Source organism: Microbacterium sp. NPDC012755 (assembly GCF_042901325.1).
GTDB lineage: Bacteria > Actinomycetota > Actinomycetes > Actinomycetales > Microbacteriaceae > Microbacterium > Microbacterium natoriense.
Genome location: NZ_JBIBCT010000001.1, coordinates 2583881 through 2598565 on the forward strand (window position 1 = coordinate 2583881; position 14685 = coordinate 2598565).

At 70.2% G+C, this 14685-nt stretch carries 13 protein-coding genes; 6 read left to right on the forward strand and 7 right to left on the reverse strand.

What is annotated here, in order from left to right; translation table 11 throughout:
• Positions 1–9 precede the first annotated feature (9 nt).
• Positions 10–819, reverse strand: coding sequence for an RDD family protein (locus tag ACFY5A_RS11940; RefSeq protein WP_387234257.1), 810 nt, complete (start codon positions 817–819; stop codon positions 10–12).
• Positions 820–835: 16 nt separating this feature from the next.
• Here ACFY5A_RS11940 and ACFY5A_RS11945 point away from each other — a divergent pair, with 16 nt between their 5' ends.
• The gene (locus ACFY5A_RS11945; RefSeq protein WP_387235940.1) at positions 836–1828 is read left to right on the forward strand and encodes a stage II sporulation protein M; all 993 of its coding nucleotides are present in this window, start codon (positions 836–838) and stop codon (positions 1826–1828) included.
• 63 nt (positions 1829–1891) lie between these two features.
• On the opposite strand, the gene ACFY5A_RS11950 is transcribed toward ACFY5A_RS11945, so the two are convergent.
• The 5 genes from ACFY5A_RS11950 to ACFY5A_RS11970 all read right to left on the reverse strand — a co-directional run bounded on the left by ACFY5A_RS11950 (position 1892) and on the right by ACFY5A_RS11970 (position 7542).
• A complete protein-coding gene (locus tag ACFY5A_RS11950) occupies positions 1892–3199 on the reverse strand; it encodes a DUF58 domain-containing protein (protein WP_387234260.1) in 1308 nt (435 codons plus the stop codon).
• The gene (locus ACFY5A_RS11955; RefSeq protein ID WP_223587469.1) at positions 3200–4123 is read right to left on the reverse strand and encodes a MoxR family ATPase; all 924 of its coding nucleotides are present in this window, start codon (positions 4121–4123) and stop codon (positions 3200–3202) included. It abuts the gene before it with no gap.
• Positions 4124–4199: 76 nt separating this feature from the next.
• Complete coding sequence (locus tag ACFY5A_RS11960; protein ID WP_387234263.1) at positions 4200–5402, reverse strand: DUF4350 domain-containing protein; 1203 nt, start codon at positions 5400–5402, stop codon at positions 4200–4202.
• Positions 5399–6040 (reverse strand): DUF4129 domain-containing protein, encoded by a 642-nt coding sequence (locus ACFY5A_RS11965; protein WP_341942517.1) that lies wholly within the window; start codon positions 6038–6040, stop codon positions 5399–5401. The genes ACFY5A_RS11960 and ACFY5A_RS11965 overlap by 4 nt, the downstream gene beginning before the upstream one ends.
• Entirely contained in the window at positions 6037–7542 is a 1506-nt protein-coding gene (locus tag ACFY5A_RS11970) for a hypothetical protein (protein ID WP_387234266.1), read from the reverse strand. Before ACFY5A_RS11970 ends, ACFY5A_RS11965 begins: the two co-directional genes overlap by 4 nt.
• Positions 7543–7637: 95 nt before the next feature.
• Between ACFY5A_RS11970 and mtrA the strand changes: the two genes are divergently transcribed.
• The 5 genes from mtrA to hpf all read left to right on the forward strand — a co-directional run bounded on the left by mtrA (position 7638) and on the right by hpf (position 13265).
• Positions 7638–8318, forward strand: a complete 681-nt coding sequence (mtrA, locus tag ACFY5A_RS11975) for an MtrAB system response regulator MtrA (RefSeq protein ID WP_341942515.1) — start codon at positions 7638–7640, stop codon at positions 8316–8318.
• Between the two features lie 7 nt (positions 8319–8325).
• Positions 8326–10014: an MtrAB system histidine kinase MtrB gene (gene mtrB, locus ACFY5A_RS11980; protein WP_341942514.1), complete on the forward strand. Its 1689-nt coding sequence runs from the start codon at positions 8326–8328 to the stop codon at positions 10012–10014.
• The gene (locus ACFY5A_RS11985; RefSeq protein ID WP_341942513.1) at positions 10014–11735 is read left to right on the forward strand and encodes an LpqB family beta-propeller domain-containing protein; all 1722 of its coding nucleotides are present in this window, start codon (positions 10014–10016) and stop codon (positions 11733–11735) included. Before mtrB ends, ACFY5A_RS11985 begins: the two co-directional genes overlap by 1 nt.
• A 107-nt stretch (positions 11736–11842) precedes the next feature.
• Entirely contained in the window at positions 11843–12514 is a 672-nt protein-coding gene (locus ACFY5A_RS11990) for a phosphoribosyltransferase family protein (RefSeq protein WP_341942512.1), read from the forward strand.
• Between the two features lie 94 nt (positions 12515–12608).
• A complete protein-coding gene (hpf, locus tag ACFY5A_RS11995; RefSeq protein WP_105672456.1) occupies positions 12609–13265 on the forward strand; it encodes a ribosome hibernation-promoting factor, HPF/YfiA family in 657 nt (218 codons plus the stop codon).
• A gap of 69 nt (positions 13266–13334) precedes the next feature.
• Here hpf and ACFY5A_RS12000 read toward each other — a convergent pair whose 3' ends face one another.
• On the reverse strand, positions 13335–14663 hold the full coding sequence (locus ACFY5A_RS12000; protein ID WP_387234272.1) for a hypothetical protein: 1329 nt from the start codon (positions 14661–14663) through the stop codon (positions 13335–13337).
• Positions 14664–14685 lie beyond the last annotated feature (22 nt).

The window sequence follows — 14685 nt, forward strand, 5'->3', positions numbered from 1 at the left end:
GCGGGATGCTCAGACGCCGACGCGCCGACCGGTCAGCTTCTCGGCGCGCGCGCCGGCGTTCTCCAGCGCGCGGCGCTCGCGCTCGCGGCGCAGCACGGTGACGCCGACGAGGACGACCTCGGGCGGTGCAGCGGGGATCGGCGAGACGAACGGCGAGGCTTCGGCCAGCAGCTCCCCGGCGACGCGCTCGCGCGCGGACGGCGTGAGTCGCGGAGCGCTCACCAGGAACTGCGAGATGCGGCGGGCGAGTCGATCGGGGAGACGCGCGACGTCGGCGATCTGCGCCCAGCCCGCGAGCATCGGCGGAAGGACGGGCGCCAGGGGGACGAGCTTCGGGGTGCGCACGCGCTGACTGTACGTGCCGGCCACCATGTCGCCCAGGCGCTGCGACCGAGCGCTGAACGCGCCGGCGAGGACGGCGACGCCGCCGAGGGTCATGTAGATCTCCAGCACGCCGAGCAGCGCGCGGATGAAGGCGTGGCGGAATCCGGTCGCTCCGCCGTCGAGGCGCACGATGCGCCCTCCGACGGCGAGCTTCCCGAGGCTGCGTCCCTTCAGGACGACCTCCATCGTGATCGGCAGCACCGCGAAGCTCACGATGATCGCCATGATCGAGGCGATCGTGTCGGTCGCCTCGTCGAGCACGCCGATGCCGAGCAGCCACAGCCGCAGGAAGATCCACATCACGTACACCGCGACGCTGACGAGGATGTCGATGACGGCTCCGGCCGCCCGCAGCACGAAGCCGATCGGCTGCACATCGATCGCCACGGCTTCGCCGGAGAGCATCTCGTCTGACGTATCGAACGGCACGGACATGAGTACAGTAAATCAGGTGGATGCCGATGCGCTGACCGATGCACGCCGCGCCGAGTGGGAACGACTCGACGACCTGAGCCGTGCGCGGCTGGACGGCGCCGGCGTCGACGAGCTCATCGTGCGCTACCGGGCGGCATCCGCGGATCTCGCCGATCTCAAGACCTCGGTCGGAGAGTCCCCGCAGGGCGCGTACCTGTCGACGATCCTGATCAGGGCGCGGCTGCGGCTGACCGGAGCGTCCGACAACGTCCTGACCCTCGCCGCCCGCTTCTTCTCCAGGCAGCTTCCCGCGGCGCTGTACCGGCTGCGCTGGACGACGCTCGTGATCGCCCTGTCGTTCATCGCGATCGCCGTCGGCACCGCCGTGTGGATCTCCAGCGACCCGGCCCTGATCGCGACGCTCGGCACTCCGGCTGACCTGAAGCAGTACGCGGATGAGAGCTTCACCGGGTACTACACCGAGAATCCTGCTGCCGTGTTCATGGGCATGGTGTGGTGGAACAACTTCTGGATCGCCCTGCAGTGCGTCCTGTTCGGTATCACGGGGATCTGGCCGGTCTACGCGATGGTCCAGAATGCGATGGGCCTCGGCGTCTCCGGCGCGGTCATGGCCGCGCATGACCAGGTCGACGTCATGATCCTCTACATCCTGCCGCACGGGATGCTGGAGATGACGAGCATCTTCGTGGCCGGCGCGGGCGGGCTGCACCTGTTCTGGGCGTGGGTCGCGCCGGGCCATCGGACCAGGGGGGAGTCCCTCGCCGCCGAGGGACGGTCTCTCGCGACCGTCGCGATAGGCCTGATCTTCGCGCTGTTCCTCGCCGGTCTGATCGAGGGTTTCGTCACGGGATGGTCGCTGCCCTGGCCGGTCAAGATCGGCATCGGCGCCGCGGCGCTCGCCGTGTTCCTCATCTACATGCTCGTCATCGGAGGTCGCGCCTACCGTCGAGGCGAGACCGGAGACCTCGTGGAGTACGAGGCCGGCACTCCGCGGCTCGTCGCCGGCTGAGTCGACTCCTGCGCGCCGGGCGAAGGCCCCGACGTGCGAGGGATCGACGCGCGGCCGCGCGGCTCAGAGCCGTCCGGCGGCCTTCAGTTCGAGGTAGCGGTCGGCGATGCGCGGGGGGAGCGTCTCGGGATCTGAGGCGATCGCCTCGCCTCCGGCGCGTCGGATCGCGTCGGCCACGTTCTCGGCGTCGCGCATGGTGCGCTCGGCCGCTGCGGCGAGGTAGACATCCTCGCGCGAGTCGCGCCTCCTGGCGAGGTCCGAGATGCCGTCATCCGTCACCGAGCCGACGAGGATCGAGGTCGCCCGCGACGCATCGGGGAAGGCGCCGAGGAAGCCTCGGGCAGACTCCGCGGCATCCTGTGCGGTGAGTACGACGATCAGCGAGGGGCGCGTGGTGAGCGTGCGGACGGCGGCGAAGGCGCTCGGCCAGTCGGTGTCGACGAGACGCGCGTGCACGGGGGCCATCGCGTCGGTCAGCGCCGGGAGCAGCGCGGCGCCGTCGACGCCCGTTACCCTCGCGCGCACGACGCGGTCGTACATGAGCAGGTGCACGTGGTCTCCGGCGCGCGTCGCCAGGGCGGCGAGCAGAAGCGCGGCCTCGAGGGCCGCATCCACCCTGGTGCCGTCGCCGACGCGTGCGGCGGCCGTGCGGCCGGTGTCGATGATGATGACGACGTGACGATCGCGCTCGGGGCGCCACGTCCGCAGCATCGTCGTGCCCGCGCGTGCGGTCGCCCTCCAGTCGATCGAGCGCACGTCGTCGCCGCGGACGTACTCGCGCAGCGAGTCGAACTCGGTGCCCTGCCCTCGGACCTGGATGCTCGTGTTGCCGTCGAGCTCCCGCAGTCGTGCGAGCCGCGAGGGCAGATGCTTGCGGGAGGAGAACGCGGGCAGCACGCGGATCGCACCGCGAACTCGGTGCTTCGACTGCCGGCCTGCGAGGCCGAGGGGGCCGCGCGAGCGGATCACCACGAACTCGCTGACGAGCTCGCCGCGCCGGCGGGGGAGCAGGGGGATGTCCGCGCGGCGGCGTTCGCCCGCAGGGATGTTCAGGCGCTGCCGCTCCGGCCCGGCGCCGGCGGTCGGCTGCCAGGCGTCGCGGATGAGGGCGTGCAGCGTGCGCGAGCCGAGATTGTGCACCGCGACGCTCACCGGGACCTGTTCGCCCAGTCGTGCTCGCGCGGGCACCCGGCGCGTCACCACGGCTCTTGCGGGGCTCGCCGCCGTGAGCACGTCGACCGCGACGAGAACCGCGCACAGTCCCGCCCAGATGCCCAGCGCGGCGTACCCCGAGTAGCCCGCGAGTCCGGCGAGGACCAGCGGGATGATGCCGATGCCGAGAGCGACGGCGAGGCGACCGGTGACGAACACCTAGATCGGCACCCTGGTCTGCTGGACGACGGAGGTGAGCACGGCATCCGCCGAGACGCCTTCCATCTGCGCGTCCGGGCGCAGCTGGAGCCTGTGCCGCCAGACCGGCACCAGCATGGTCTGGATGTGGTCGGGGGTGACCGCGGTGGAGGAGTTCAGCCAGGCCCACGCCTTCGCCGCCGCGAGCAGGCCGGTGGATGCACGAGGGCTCGCACCGAGCTCGACCGACGGGGACTGCCTGGTCGCCCTGGCGAGGTCGACCACGTAGCCGAGCACGTCGTCCGTGACCTCGACGAGGGCGGCCGCGGCCTGCGCGGCGCGGATCTCGTCGGCCGTCACGACGGACTCGACGCCGGTGAGCTCACGCGGCGAGAACCCCGAGGCGTGCCTGCGGAGGACGGAGACCTCCGCGTCGCGCTCCGGCATGCCCACCACGAGCTTCATGAGGAAGCGGTCGAGCTGTGCCTCGGGCAGCGAGTACGTGCCCTCGTGCTCGATCGGGTTCTGCGTCGCGGCGACGAGGAACGGGTCGGGCAGGGCGCGGCTGACGCCGTCTGCGGACACCTGGCGCTCCTCCATGGCCTCCAGGAGCGCCGCCTGCGTCTTGGGCGGAGTGCGGTTGATCTCGTCCGCGAGGAGGATGTTGGTGAACACCGGGCCCGCGCGGAAGTCGAACTCGCCGGTGCGGGCGTCGTAGACGAGGGAGCCGGTGACATCGCCGGGCATCAGGTCGGGGGTGAACTGCACGCGCTTCGTGTCTAGGCCGAGGGCCCGTGCGAACGATCGCACGACCAGGGTCTTCGCCACGCCGGGCACGCCCTCCAGGAGCACGTGCCCGCGGGCCAGCAGTGAGACGAGCAGGCCCGTGACCGTGCCGGCCTGGCCGACGACGGCCTTGTCCACTTCCGCGCGCACGCGATGCATCGCCTGCCGCAGCTCGGCGTCGTTGAAGTTCTCAGCGGTCACGTGTCGTCCTCGGCTTCCGTCGGTGTGGAGAGGGTCATTCCGGCGTGCGCGGGCTACGGGTCGAGTCGTCGACCGAGGTCTCCAACTCGTCGAGCTGACGCGCGAACAGGATCAGCGATGGGTCGTCTGCGGGCGGCGGTCCCGCCAGCAGGGTCTGCAGCGTGCCCCGGGGGATGCGCAGCCGGTCGGATGCGGCGTCCGCGATCTCGTCGGGGGTCGCGGTCACGGCGAGGCCGAGCCGTCGGGCGAGCCGACGTCGGCTTCCGTCGCGCAGCGCCTCGGCGGCGTGTGCGGAATCGGCCGCTTTGGCGGTCAGCCGCGCGCGGCCCTGCATGGTCTCGGATGCCCGCACCGTCACGGGAAGGGTCTCCGCCACCAGCGGGCCGAAACGTTGGCCCCGCCACCAGGCGGCGGCGGCGCCGGCGAGGAAGAGGAGCAGGATCGCCGGTGTCACCCAGCCGGGGGTCAGGGATCCGAGGGTGTCGGGCGACTCGCCCTGGATGTCGGAGTCCTCGAAGGAGGGCACGTACCAGACGACCTTCTCGCTCTGGCCGAGCAGGGCGAGCCCGAGCGCCGCGTTGCCGTCCTCGGCGAGGTACGCGTTGCTGAAGAGGCGTCCGGCCTCGACGACGGTCCGACGGATGCCGTCGTCATCGTCGACCAGCACGGCGGCGGCATCCGCGTCGCCGAAGCACCCCTCGACGCCGTCCGCGGGGGCGAACATCCGGTCGGGGCGGATGTCGCCGACCTTCGCGAACTCGGGAACGGTGCAGTCCGCAGATACCGGGGTGGAGGGGCCATTCGCGCTCGTGCCGATCCCCAGCACGCTGAGCAGGTGCGAGCTCGTCGAGAGGAAGACGACCCGGTCGGCCGGCTCGATCAAGCGCTCCAGCCCCTCGTCGGTGAGGGTGTAGGGGTTGGACATGACGAGAGTCGTGTTCTCGTCGAGTGCGGCGCGGGCGTCGTCGCGGGAGCGGGCGACGGTGACCTCGACCCCCTGGTCGCGGAGGAGTTCAGCCAGCGCCATCGCTCCGGAGTCGCCGACGCCCTGCGGGTCGAGGGATCCGCGTGACGACGGCATGGACACGCCCACCTGGATCGCGACGAACGCCCCGAGGATCACGAGGATCGCGACGATGGCCCAACCGCCCAGCGTGCGAAGACGGCGCCGACGTGGTGGGCGTTCCGCGGTGGACGCCGCAGACGCCGTCGCGGTGTCCTCTGCGACGAGGGTCATGCGGTCACCGCCTCGGGGTGCAGCGCGCAGAGCCGATCATCCACCGCGGCGAGCTGGGCGTAGCTGTCTGCCGTCGCCGGATGCCGCAGGTAGCGGACATCGTCGAAGGAGCCGGCGGCTGTCCGCACGGCGGAGGACTCGGACGCGAACACCGTTCCGACCTCGCGCGCGATCGATTGGGCCGTCGCCCCGGGGGCGGGGTCGATCAGGTCGCGTTCGAGGAGGCCGCGGGCGAGCGCCCGGAACCGGAGGACCGTGGCGTCGTCCCATTCGCCGTCGCGTGCGCTGCGCTCGGCGTCGGCCCGCAACTGCGCAGCGGTGCGGTCGTCGTCCGCTCCGAGCAGTCCGCCCAGGGCTCGCCGCACCGCTCGGGGGCGCTGCGGACGGCCCCAGATGATCAGCGCGGCGACGAGCGCGCCGAAGATCACGACGCTCACGACGATGAGGGCGCTCGGCCCGATGGCGTTCGAGTTGTCGGAGGAGAACAGGTCGGCGAGGAAGCGGCCGATGTCGCGCGCCATGAGATCGAACCACGTCGGCTTCGCATCCGCGTAGCGAGGGTTCGAGAGCTCCTGCTCGGCCCACTGTCGCGCGTCATCCCCATCGGGGACGACGACGTCGTCGAACGGACGGATCATGCCGCCCCGTCGGAACCGGGAGCAGCCCACCCGGTCTCCGGGGCGCGGTCGGACGGAGCGGCTCCCTGTGCGGGCGCGGCGGGCGGCTGCGGCGCCGCGGGCGTCGGATACGCAGGTGGCTGCGACGTCGGAGCAGGTGGCTGCGGTGCGTATGCCGGCGGCTGCGGCGCATAGGGTTGCTGCGGAGCGTAGGCAGGTGGCTGCTGCGGTGCGTATGCGGGCGGCTGCGGGGTCGCCGCGCCGGTCTGCGGGTACGGCTGCGCCGGGGCGTACTGCTGCGGAGCCGGGTATCCCTGACCCGGGTACGGAGCGGTGGGGTTGCTCTGCACGGGATACTGCGCTGCGTACCCCTGTGCGGGGTACCCCTGACTCGCGGCATAGGTGGCCTGCGCCACCGCCCATTCCGGCGGCTGCACGGGCGGGGGAGCGTCGGTGACGGCACGCGCGGGGTCGACGACGAAGGGATCGCCGAGCTGATCCTCTGTCCAGCCGAGGTCGCGCCTCTCGACATGGGCGATCAGCGTCTGATCGAGGCCTTCGTAGCGCATCCGACTGTCGACGTAGACGAGCGTGCCCGCCGTGCTCTGCACGACCAGGGTGATCGCCTGGAGGATCAGGAGGAGGATCTGCGGCACCAGCAGAGCCAGCACGAAGCCGAACACGGCGCCGGGGTCGGCCGAGCTGCCCGTGGGCATGATGACTCCGCCCAGAAGGCCGGAGAACAGGGAGACGGGGATGCTCACCACCTGGGTGGCCACACCCATGATGATGCCGATGAGGATCGTCACGCCCCACGCGACCCAGAAGCGCCCGCGCGTGAGTCGCCAGGAGCGCACGAGGGCGCCACGCAGGGTCGCGCGCTCGAGCACGAGCACGGACGGCACCAGCAGGAGCTTGGTGCTCAGCCAGACCGAGAGCGGGATCATCGCGAGGATCAGGATGATGACGACCGCCACGATGATGCCGATCTGGTCGGTCCCGTTGCCGCCCACGGCGACGATGATCCCGGCGATCACGGCGAACACGACGGCGATGACGCCGAAGACGGCGAGCACGGCCAGCATCGAGAAGCCGGCGAGACGCCAGAAGGACGGCGCCATTCTGCGCCACAGCGTGCCCAGCGACGCCTTCACGCCGACCGCGCCGTATCCGACCTCGGCCGCGACGACGCCCTGCATCATCGCGGTGAAGGCCACCGAGGCCAGCCCGACGGCGATGCCGGCGACGAGATTCATGGCGATGGTCCCCGCGAAGATCGACTCGAAGTCGGGGGACGAGATCGACACGGACTGCAGGCGCGCGAACGTGGTGAAGAACACGTAGCCCATCACGACGGAGCTCAGCACGACGACGAACAGCTGCACGACGACTCCGAAGCCGAACAGCACCTTCGGATTGTGGCGCAGTGCCGAGAACGATCGCCCCAGCAGCATCCCGAACGTCAGCGGATGCAGGGGGATGAGCCCCTTCTTCGGGGCAGGGGTCCAGGTCTGGCCACTCACAGCACTCCCTCCGTCGTGCGCTCCCATCGTGTCACAACACGTCCAAGATGCGCAGACACCGGATCGGTGGTACCGAGTGCCATAAGGTAACTGTTATGACCTCACGCATTCTTGTGGTCGACGACGACACCGCGCTCGCAGAGATGATCGGCATCGTGCTGCGCACCGAGGGCTTCGAGCCGGTGTTCTGCGCCGACGGTGCGCGGGCGGTCGAGGAATGGCGCACCCAGCGCCCCGATCTCGTGCTGCTCGACCTCATGCTCCCGGGTATGGACGGGATCGAGATCTGCACCCGTATCCGTGCGGAATCCGGCGTGCCGGTGATCATGCTCACCGCTCGCAGCGACACCGCCGACGTGGTCCGCGGACTGGAGGTCGGCGCAGACGACTACATCGTCAAGCCCTTCAATCCGAAGGAGCTCGTCGCGCGCATCCGCACGAGGCTCCGTCCGGCCCCGCAGCAGACCAGTGAGCAGTTGCGCGTCGGCGACCTCACCGTCGACGTCGACGCGCACGAGGTGCGCAGAGGAACGGCTCCGATCGCCCTCACTCCGCTGGAGTTCCAGCTCCTGGTCGCTCTCGCCTCCAAGCCGCAGCAGGTCTTCTCGCGCGAGATGCTCCTGGAGCAGGTGTGGGGCTACCACTACAAGGCAGACACCCGTCTGGTGAACGTGCACGTGCAGCGACTGCGCGCGAAGGTCGAGGTCGACCCGGACAACCCCAAGATCGTCATGACGGTGCGTGGCGTCGGCTACCGCGCCGGGAGCGTCGGCTAGGCGCATCATGGCCGCGACGACAGCGACCACCACGGCGGTCGCTGTCCTTCGCGACTGGCGCGGCTGGCCGTCCTCCCTGAGCCTGCTCTGGCGGCGCTCACTGAGGTTCCGGACCCTGACCGTCACTCTTCTGCTGACGTCGCTGGCTATCCTCGTCACCTGCGTCACGATGGCGCTCGTCATCCAGGGGGATCTCTTCGACTCGCGGAAGAACGAGGTGCTGGAGGACGCGCGCAGGGCGGTCGATCAGGCCCAGGCCGTGCTCGACTCCGCGGCGATCAGCGACGACCCCGCTGCGCTGTCCGAGCTGTGGGACAGCGTGCAGAGAGACCTCGCACGCAACTCGACCGCGGAGGGGATCGCGGGCATCCGGATCAACGCGAAGGCCGGGACGGACACGGCCGCCGTGCGCCTGAACGGGTTCACGGCGGGACTGAGCGAGAACCTCATCACGCAGGCGCTGCGCTTCCGCGTCGTCGAGTTCGACGACAGGCAGACCTGGCAGTCCGTCGCACTGACGGTGTCGGGCAGGGAGGTGCCGGGGATCATCGTCGGCCAGCAGATCAAGGTGCCTCAGGCCGGTCCGTTCCAGATGTACTTCTCCTACGATCTCTCCGACGCCGATCAGACGCTGTCCTTCGTGCAGCGGACGCTGTGGATCGCCGGGATCGGCCTCGTCGCGATCGTCGCCGTGATCTCCTTCGTCGTGCTCAGGACCGTGTCGACGCCGATCGTCGAGGCCGCGGAGACGAGTGCCCGGCTCGCCTCCGGTGATCTCGGCGTCCGCCTCGAGGTGCGAGGCGAAGACGAACTGGCGACGCTCGGCCGCTCGTTCAACGCCATGGCGGACAGCATCGAGGCGCAGATCAAGGAGCTCGGTGAGCTCTCGCTCGTGCAGCAGCGGTTCGTGTCCGACGTGTCGCATGAGTTGAGGACGCCGTTGACCACGATCCGCCTCGCGGCGGACATGCTCAACGACCAGCGTGACGAGTTCGACCCCGTGATGTCGCGGACGACGGAGCTGCTGCACACCCAGGTGCAGCGGTTCGAGACCCTGCTCTCCGACCTGCTCGAGATCAGCCGCTACGATGCGGGCTCCGTGCAGCTCGAACTCGAGGCGACGAGTCTCGCGCACCTCGCCGAGGACATGATCGATCAGATGCGACCGCTCGCAGAGGGGCACGACACCGAACTGCGTCTCGTCGCCCCCGGCGGATACTCTCCCGTGGACATGGATCCGCGCAGGGTGCGGCGCGTGCTGCGCAACCTCATCGGGAACGCGATCGAGCACGGCGAAGGACGCCCCGTGGTCATCACGGTGGACAGCAATCAGCACGCCGTCGCCGTCGGGGTCAGGGATTCCGGCCTCGGGATGGAAGCGGACGACGCAGAACGCGTGTTCGACCGGTTCTGGCGGGCCGACCCCTCGCGCCAGCGCACGATCGGCGGGACGGGTCTCGGCCTGTCGATCGCGCTGGGCGACGCGATGCTGCACGGCGGCACCCTCGCGGTGTGGTCGGAGATCGGTGTGGGCACCAATTTCGTCCTCACGCTGCCCCGTCATCAGGGAGTGATCGACGGGCCGTCCCCGGTGCCGCTGGAACCGCAGGAGCCCCTGGCCGAGCTTACCGATGCGACCCAGCCGATCGAGCTCGCCGACCTGCCCCCGCATCTGTTCGACGAGGGGAGCCTCTGATGGCGCGGCGCACGTCACGCATCCTGCGCACGATCGTCGCTGCGGCGGCGGCCGTCCTCCTGCTCTCGTCGTGCACCGGCCTGCCGACCAGCGGAGACCCGAAGCAGGGACTCGCGCTCGGGGAGTCGTCCGAGGTCCCCGAGATCCTCCTGCTCGCGTCGGATCCGCTTCCCGGGGCGAGTCCGAGGAAGATCGTCGACGACTTCCTCGAGGCCGCGGTGACGCCGACCGACGTCTGGGCCGTGGCGAGGAAGTTCCTCACGCCTGAACTCGCGGCGACCTGGCGCCCCAGTGAGGGCGTCTCCATCGACGAGAGCTCGTCCTCGCGGACGTTCGTCTCCGATGCGGAGGACGTCTCCGACGCGAAGAACGGCGACACCGTGGAGATCCAGGTCGGGATCGACATGGTCGCGAGCGTGGACGGAACGGGCGCGTACTCGGCGGCCACGGGTACCTCCTCCCTCACCTTCTCCGTCGTCAAGACCGAGGGCGAATGGCGCATCTCGAAGGCCCCGAACGGCATCGTCATCGACCAGTCGCGCTTCCCGCAGGTGTTCGGCGACTATCCGCTGCAGTACTTCGACGAGGGCTGGTCGCGGCTGGTCCCCGACGTCCGCTGGCTTCCTCGACGCGAGAGCATCGCGACGGCGGTCACGCAGACCCTGATCGAGGGCGCACCCAGCCCGTGGCTGGAGCCGGCGGTCCAGAGCGCGTTCCCGTCCGATGTCAAGCTCGCCCGCGATGCCGTGTTCATCGACGCCGAATTGGTCGCGGACGTCGCATTGAACCGGGACGCGCAGGGACTCGACCCGACGACGCTCTCGCGCATGCGCACGCAGCTCCAGGCGACGCTCAAAGCGGCGGGCATCCACGTCAGTCAGGTGCGGTTCACCATCGACGGACGCACCCTCAACGCCGGAGTGGTGAAGGTCGTCGAAGAGCCTGCGGATGTGGGGAGCATCGTGCTGAAGGACGGCGCGTTCGGGACCATCGTCGGCACCGAGATCACCCCGCTCGCCGGGATCAGCGGGGCGGTCCTCGGCCTCCCGCTGCCCGCGACGGCGATCGACGTGTCCGTGGACGAGTCCCACGCGGCCATCCGGCTCGCAGACGGAAAGGTGTTCCTCGCAGGAGGTGGCAGTCTCGACGAGCTCGACGCGAGGCCGGGGCTGATCGCGCCGTCTCTCGACCCCTATGGTTACACGTGGTCCGTGCCGGCGAACGCGCCGGGACAGCTGTTCGCGGTGGGCGACGACGTCGTGCGTCATGATGTCGCCGATGCCTGGCCGGGCGCGTCCGAGGTGTCGGCGATCCGGGTCTCCTCCGATGGGGCTCGCGTGGCCGCGATCGTGGTGGTCGGCGGGGAGCGGTGGGTCGTCGTCTCCGCGGTGGTGCGGGACGGCAACGGCATGCCGACGAGTCTCGGCGACGCCCTGCAGGTCGCTCGGCTCGACGGACCCGCGAACGACGTGGTGTGGCTCGGTTCCGATCGCCTCGGCATCCTGACGGAAGCGGATGGGCCCAAGATCCTGACGCAGATCGTCGGGGGCCCGGGGACCATCGAGACCGCGCCGGCCGGCGCCGTGTCGATCGCAGGGGCGAAGGGCTCATCGGGCATGCGGGTGCTCGCCTCGAGCGGCTCGCTCTTCGCGCGCAGCGGGTCCGCCTGGCGGGAGTCGACCACGGGCATCCTGCTGCTCGCAACGCGCGCAGGGCGCTGAGAGACTTCTCCTCCCCAGAGTGAAGCGGGATGCAGAGTCTCCACCGATCTCGGTGACCACGACCGCTCTCAGGTCGTCTCCGTGCCGAAGGACGGCAGGATCGATGGATGCATCCTCCACGCTGGCGCGCGATCGGCGCCGAGATCGGGGCGTTCCTGCTCGCCGCCTCGTGCGCCGGCTGCGATCTGCCGGGCGTCTTCCTCTGCGAGGGATGCCGCGAAGCGCTGACGCCCGCTCCGCACGAGCTCCGGACCCCGGCCGGGCTCCGAGTGCGCGCGGCGTTGCCGTTCGAGGGGGTGGCGGCGCGCTGCATTCGCAGCCTGAAGGGAGAGGGCGCAACGGTGCTCGCGCGCCCACTCGGCATCGCGCTGTCGGGCGCTCTCCTCGATGAGCTCGACGAGGGCATCCGTGCGTCGCCGATCCCGACCTCACGCGCGGCCTTCCGCCGTCGGGGGTACCGGGTGCCCGACATGCTCCTCGCGCGTGCCGGTGTCGCTCCGTGGCGCCTGCTGAGGCACGCCGGTGCACGCGCCGACCAGCGCGGGCTGGGGAGGGCGGAGCGCGCGCAGAACGTGCGGGGGAGCATGCGCGCTCGGCGGCGGGGTGAGGGCGCACGCGTCGTGCTGGTCGACGACGTCGTCACGACGGGGGCGACGTTCGACGAGGCCGCGAGAGTGCTCGGTCAGGCTGGGTTCGAGGTCGTCGCGGCCGTGGCGCTCGCGGCGACGGCGCGTCACAGCGGGCTCAGAGGAGACGCACCGACGACACGGAGCAATTGAGTGGTGACAACGGCCGACGAGCGGACTACGGTTGGGCAGAACAAGGCGACCACGGTCCGCCCTTGGCCGGGTGGACCGGGACAAGGAGGCAGCAATGGAAACAAGCATCGTTGGCGTCGGAGTGGGTATCACCGATCGCTTCCGAACCGTTGTCGAAGAGAAGATCGCCAGGATCCAGATGCTCGCGTCCCGAGCGCAGCGGCTGGACGTGAAGGTCACCCACCGTGTGTATCGGAACGGGCACGTACCTGACGAGACCGTCGAGCTGACGCTGGTCGGCAAGGGACCAGTGGTCCGTGCCGAGGCCACGGACGGCGACAAGTTCGTCGCCCTCGACCTCGCGGTCGACAAGATGTCCGAGCAGCTGCGTCGGGCGAAGGAGAAGAGGGTCGACGGGCGCCAGCACCCACGAGGCGCGCACTTCGAGAAGGGCAGCGGAGCCCTGGAGGGAATCGACGTGCAGCCGGCATCCGTCGACGTCCTGCACGCCGTCGCCACCGGGAGCGTCCCGGTGCAGAGCGAGGAAGAAGACGTCTACTCGCCCGTCGTCATCCGCACCAAGAGCTTCGACGCCGAATGGATGACGGTGGAGGAGGCGGTCGACCGCATGGAGCTGGTCGGACACGACTTCTTCCTGTTCGTCGATGTGCGCACCGACCACCCGAGCGTCGTGTATCGCCGCAAGGGATGGGACTACGGCGTCATCGCGCTGAGCACCCAGGCGCCGCCGTCCGAGGCACTCGCCTCCTGAGAGGAATGCGAAAGGCCCGGTCCCTCCACAGGGGCCGGGCCTTTCGGCGTGAGAAGACGCGTCGCCGTGTCAGTCGAAGATCCCGTCGAGGATGCTGCCGATCACGAGTCCACCGAGGATGCCGGAGGCGATGTCGCCGCCCCCGCCCCGACTGCCGCCGCGGGGTCCACCGCCCCATCCGCCGCCGCCCCAGCCCTGATCCTGCGGGCGGGAGGAGTCGATGTCGCGCTGAGCGAGCTGCAGCGCCTCTGACGCCAGGTGGGCCACGCGGCGGGCGCCGGTGAGCGCCTCCTCGCGCGTCTCTTCGGCGGGAAGCAGGTCGGAGAGATCGACGCGCAGACGCTCGGCTTCGGCGAGCCGTGTGCGTGCGTCCGCGCCGATCCAGCCGCGGTGTCCGGAGATGAGACCGCGGGCGACGCCGAGCTGACGATCGGCGTCATCGATGGCGTGCTGCACCTGCTGGATGCTGGGGAGCGGGTTCTCGGCGCGGTACCGTGCCTTGGCGATGGCCTCGTCGAGCGCCGTGTTGGCGGCGCGGAGCTGGGAGAGCTCGCCGAACGGGTCGCCGGGGGTGCCGGCGGGGGTGAGCGCGTCCAGGGCCCTCTGAAGCGCGGTGACGGCGGAGGCCACCGCGGGGACCTGAGGGGCCGTACGCGCTGCGATGAGGTCGGAGCGGGAATCGGCGACGACCTCGGCCAGCGTCGACTCGGCGCGAAGGGCCTCGATCTCGAAGTCCTCGACCGCGTCGAGCAGTGCGGACGCGCGCCGCGTGGCCTCGGTCGCCGTCTCCAGCGCGAGGTTGGCCTCTTCGTTCTGCTTCGACGCGCGGCGTCGCTCCGACACATCGGCGCCGTGAGTGGCGAACGCGATGAGCTGCTCCGCCTCGGCCGCGCTCGCGGTGATCTGGTTCATCGCCGAATCGGCGTATCGGGAGTTCAGGCGCTTGACCGTGTCGTTCGTCTGCGGGATGCGGGCGCTGAGGGCGGCGGCATCCGCGCGCACCTGCGCGATCACCTCGGGAGCTCGCCGCACCTTGGCGATCGACTCCGCCAGCACGGACGTCTTCTCGTCGAGGAGATCCTGAGCCCAGTCGCACAGCTGTGCGATGCGCGCGTTGCGTGTGCGCAGCTCCTCTGGCGTGTCCGGGATCTCGTCGTGGTTGAGCTGGTGCAGCTGGAACGCCTCGCGCAGGTGGGTGCGCACGGCTGTCAGCGCTGCCTTGAGGTCGGCGGTCAGCGACTCGCCGAGCTCTGCCTCCGCGAACGACAGCTCATCGGAGGTCGAACGGATCCGCTCGTCTGTCGCGACCAGTGCCTGTTCCGCCCGCCGTGCGAGATCGGCGTCCTGAGCCGCCAGCTCTTCCTGCTCGCGCTTGCGTCTGCCCCAAATTCCAGCCATGATCCGATCCTAGTAATCCGTG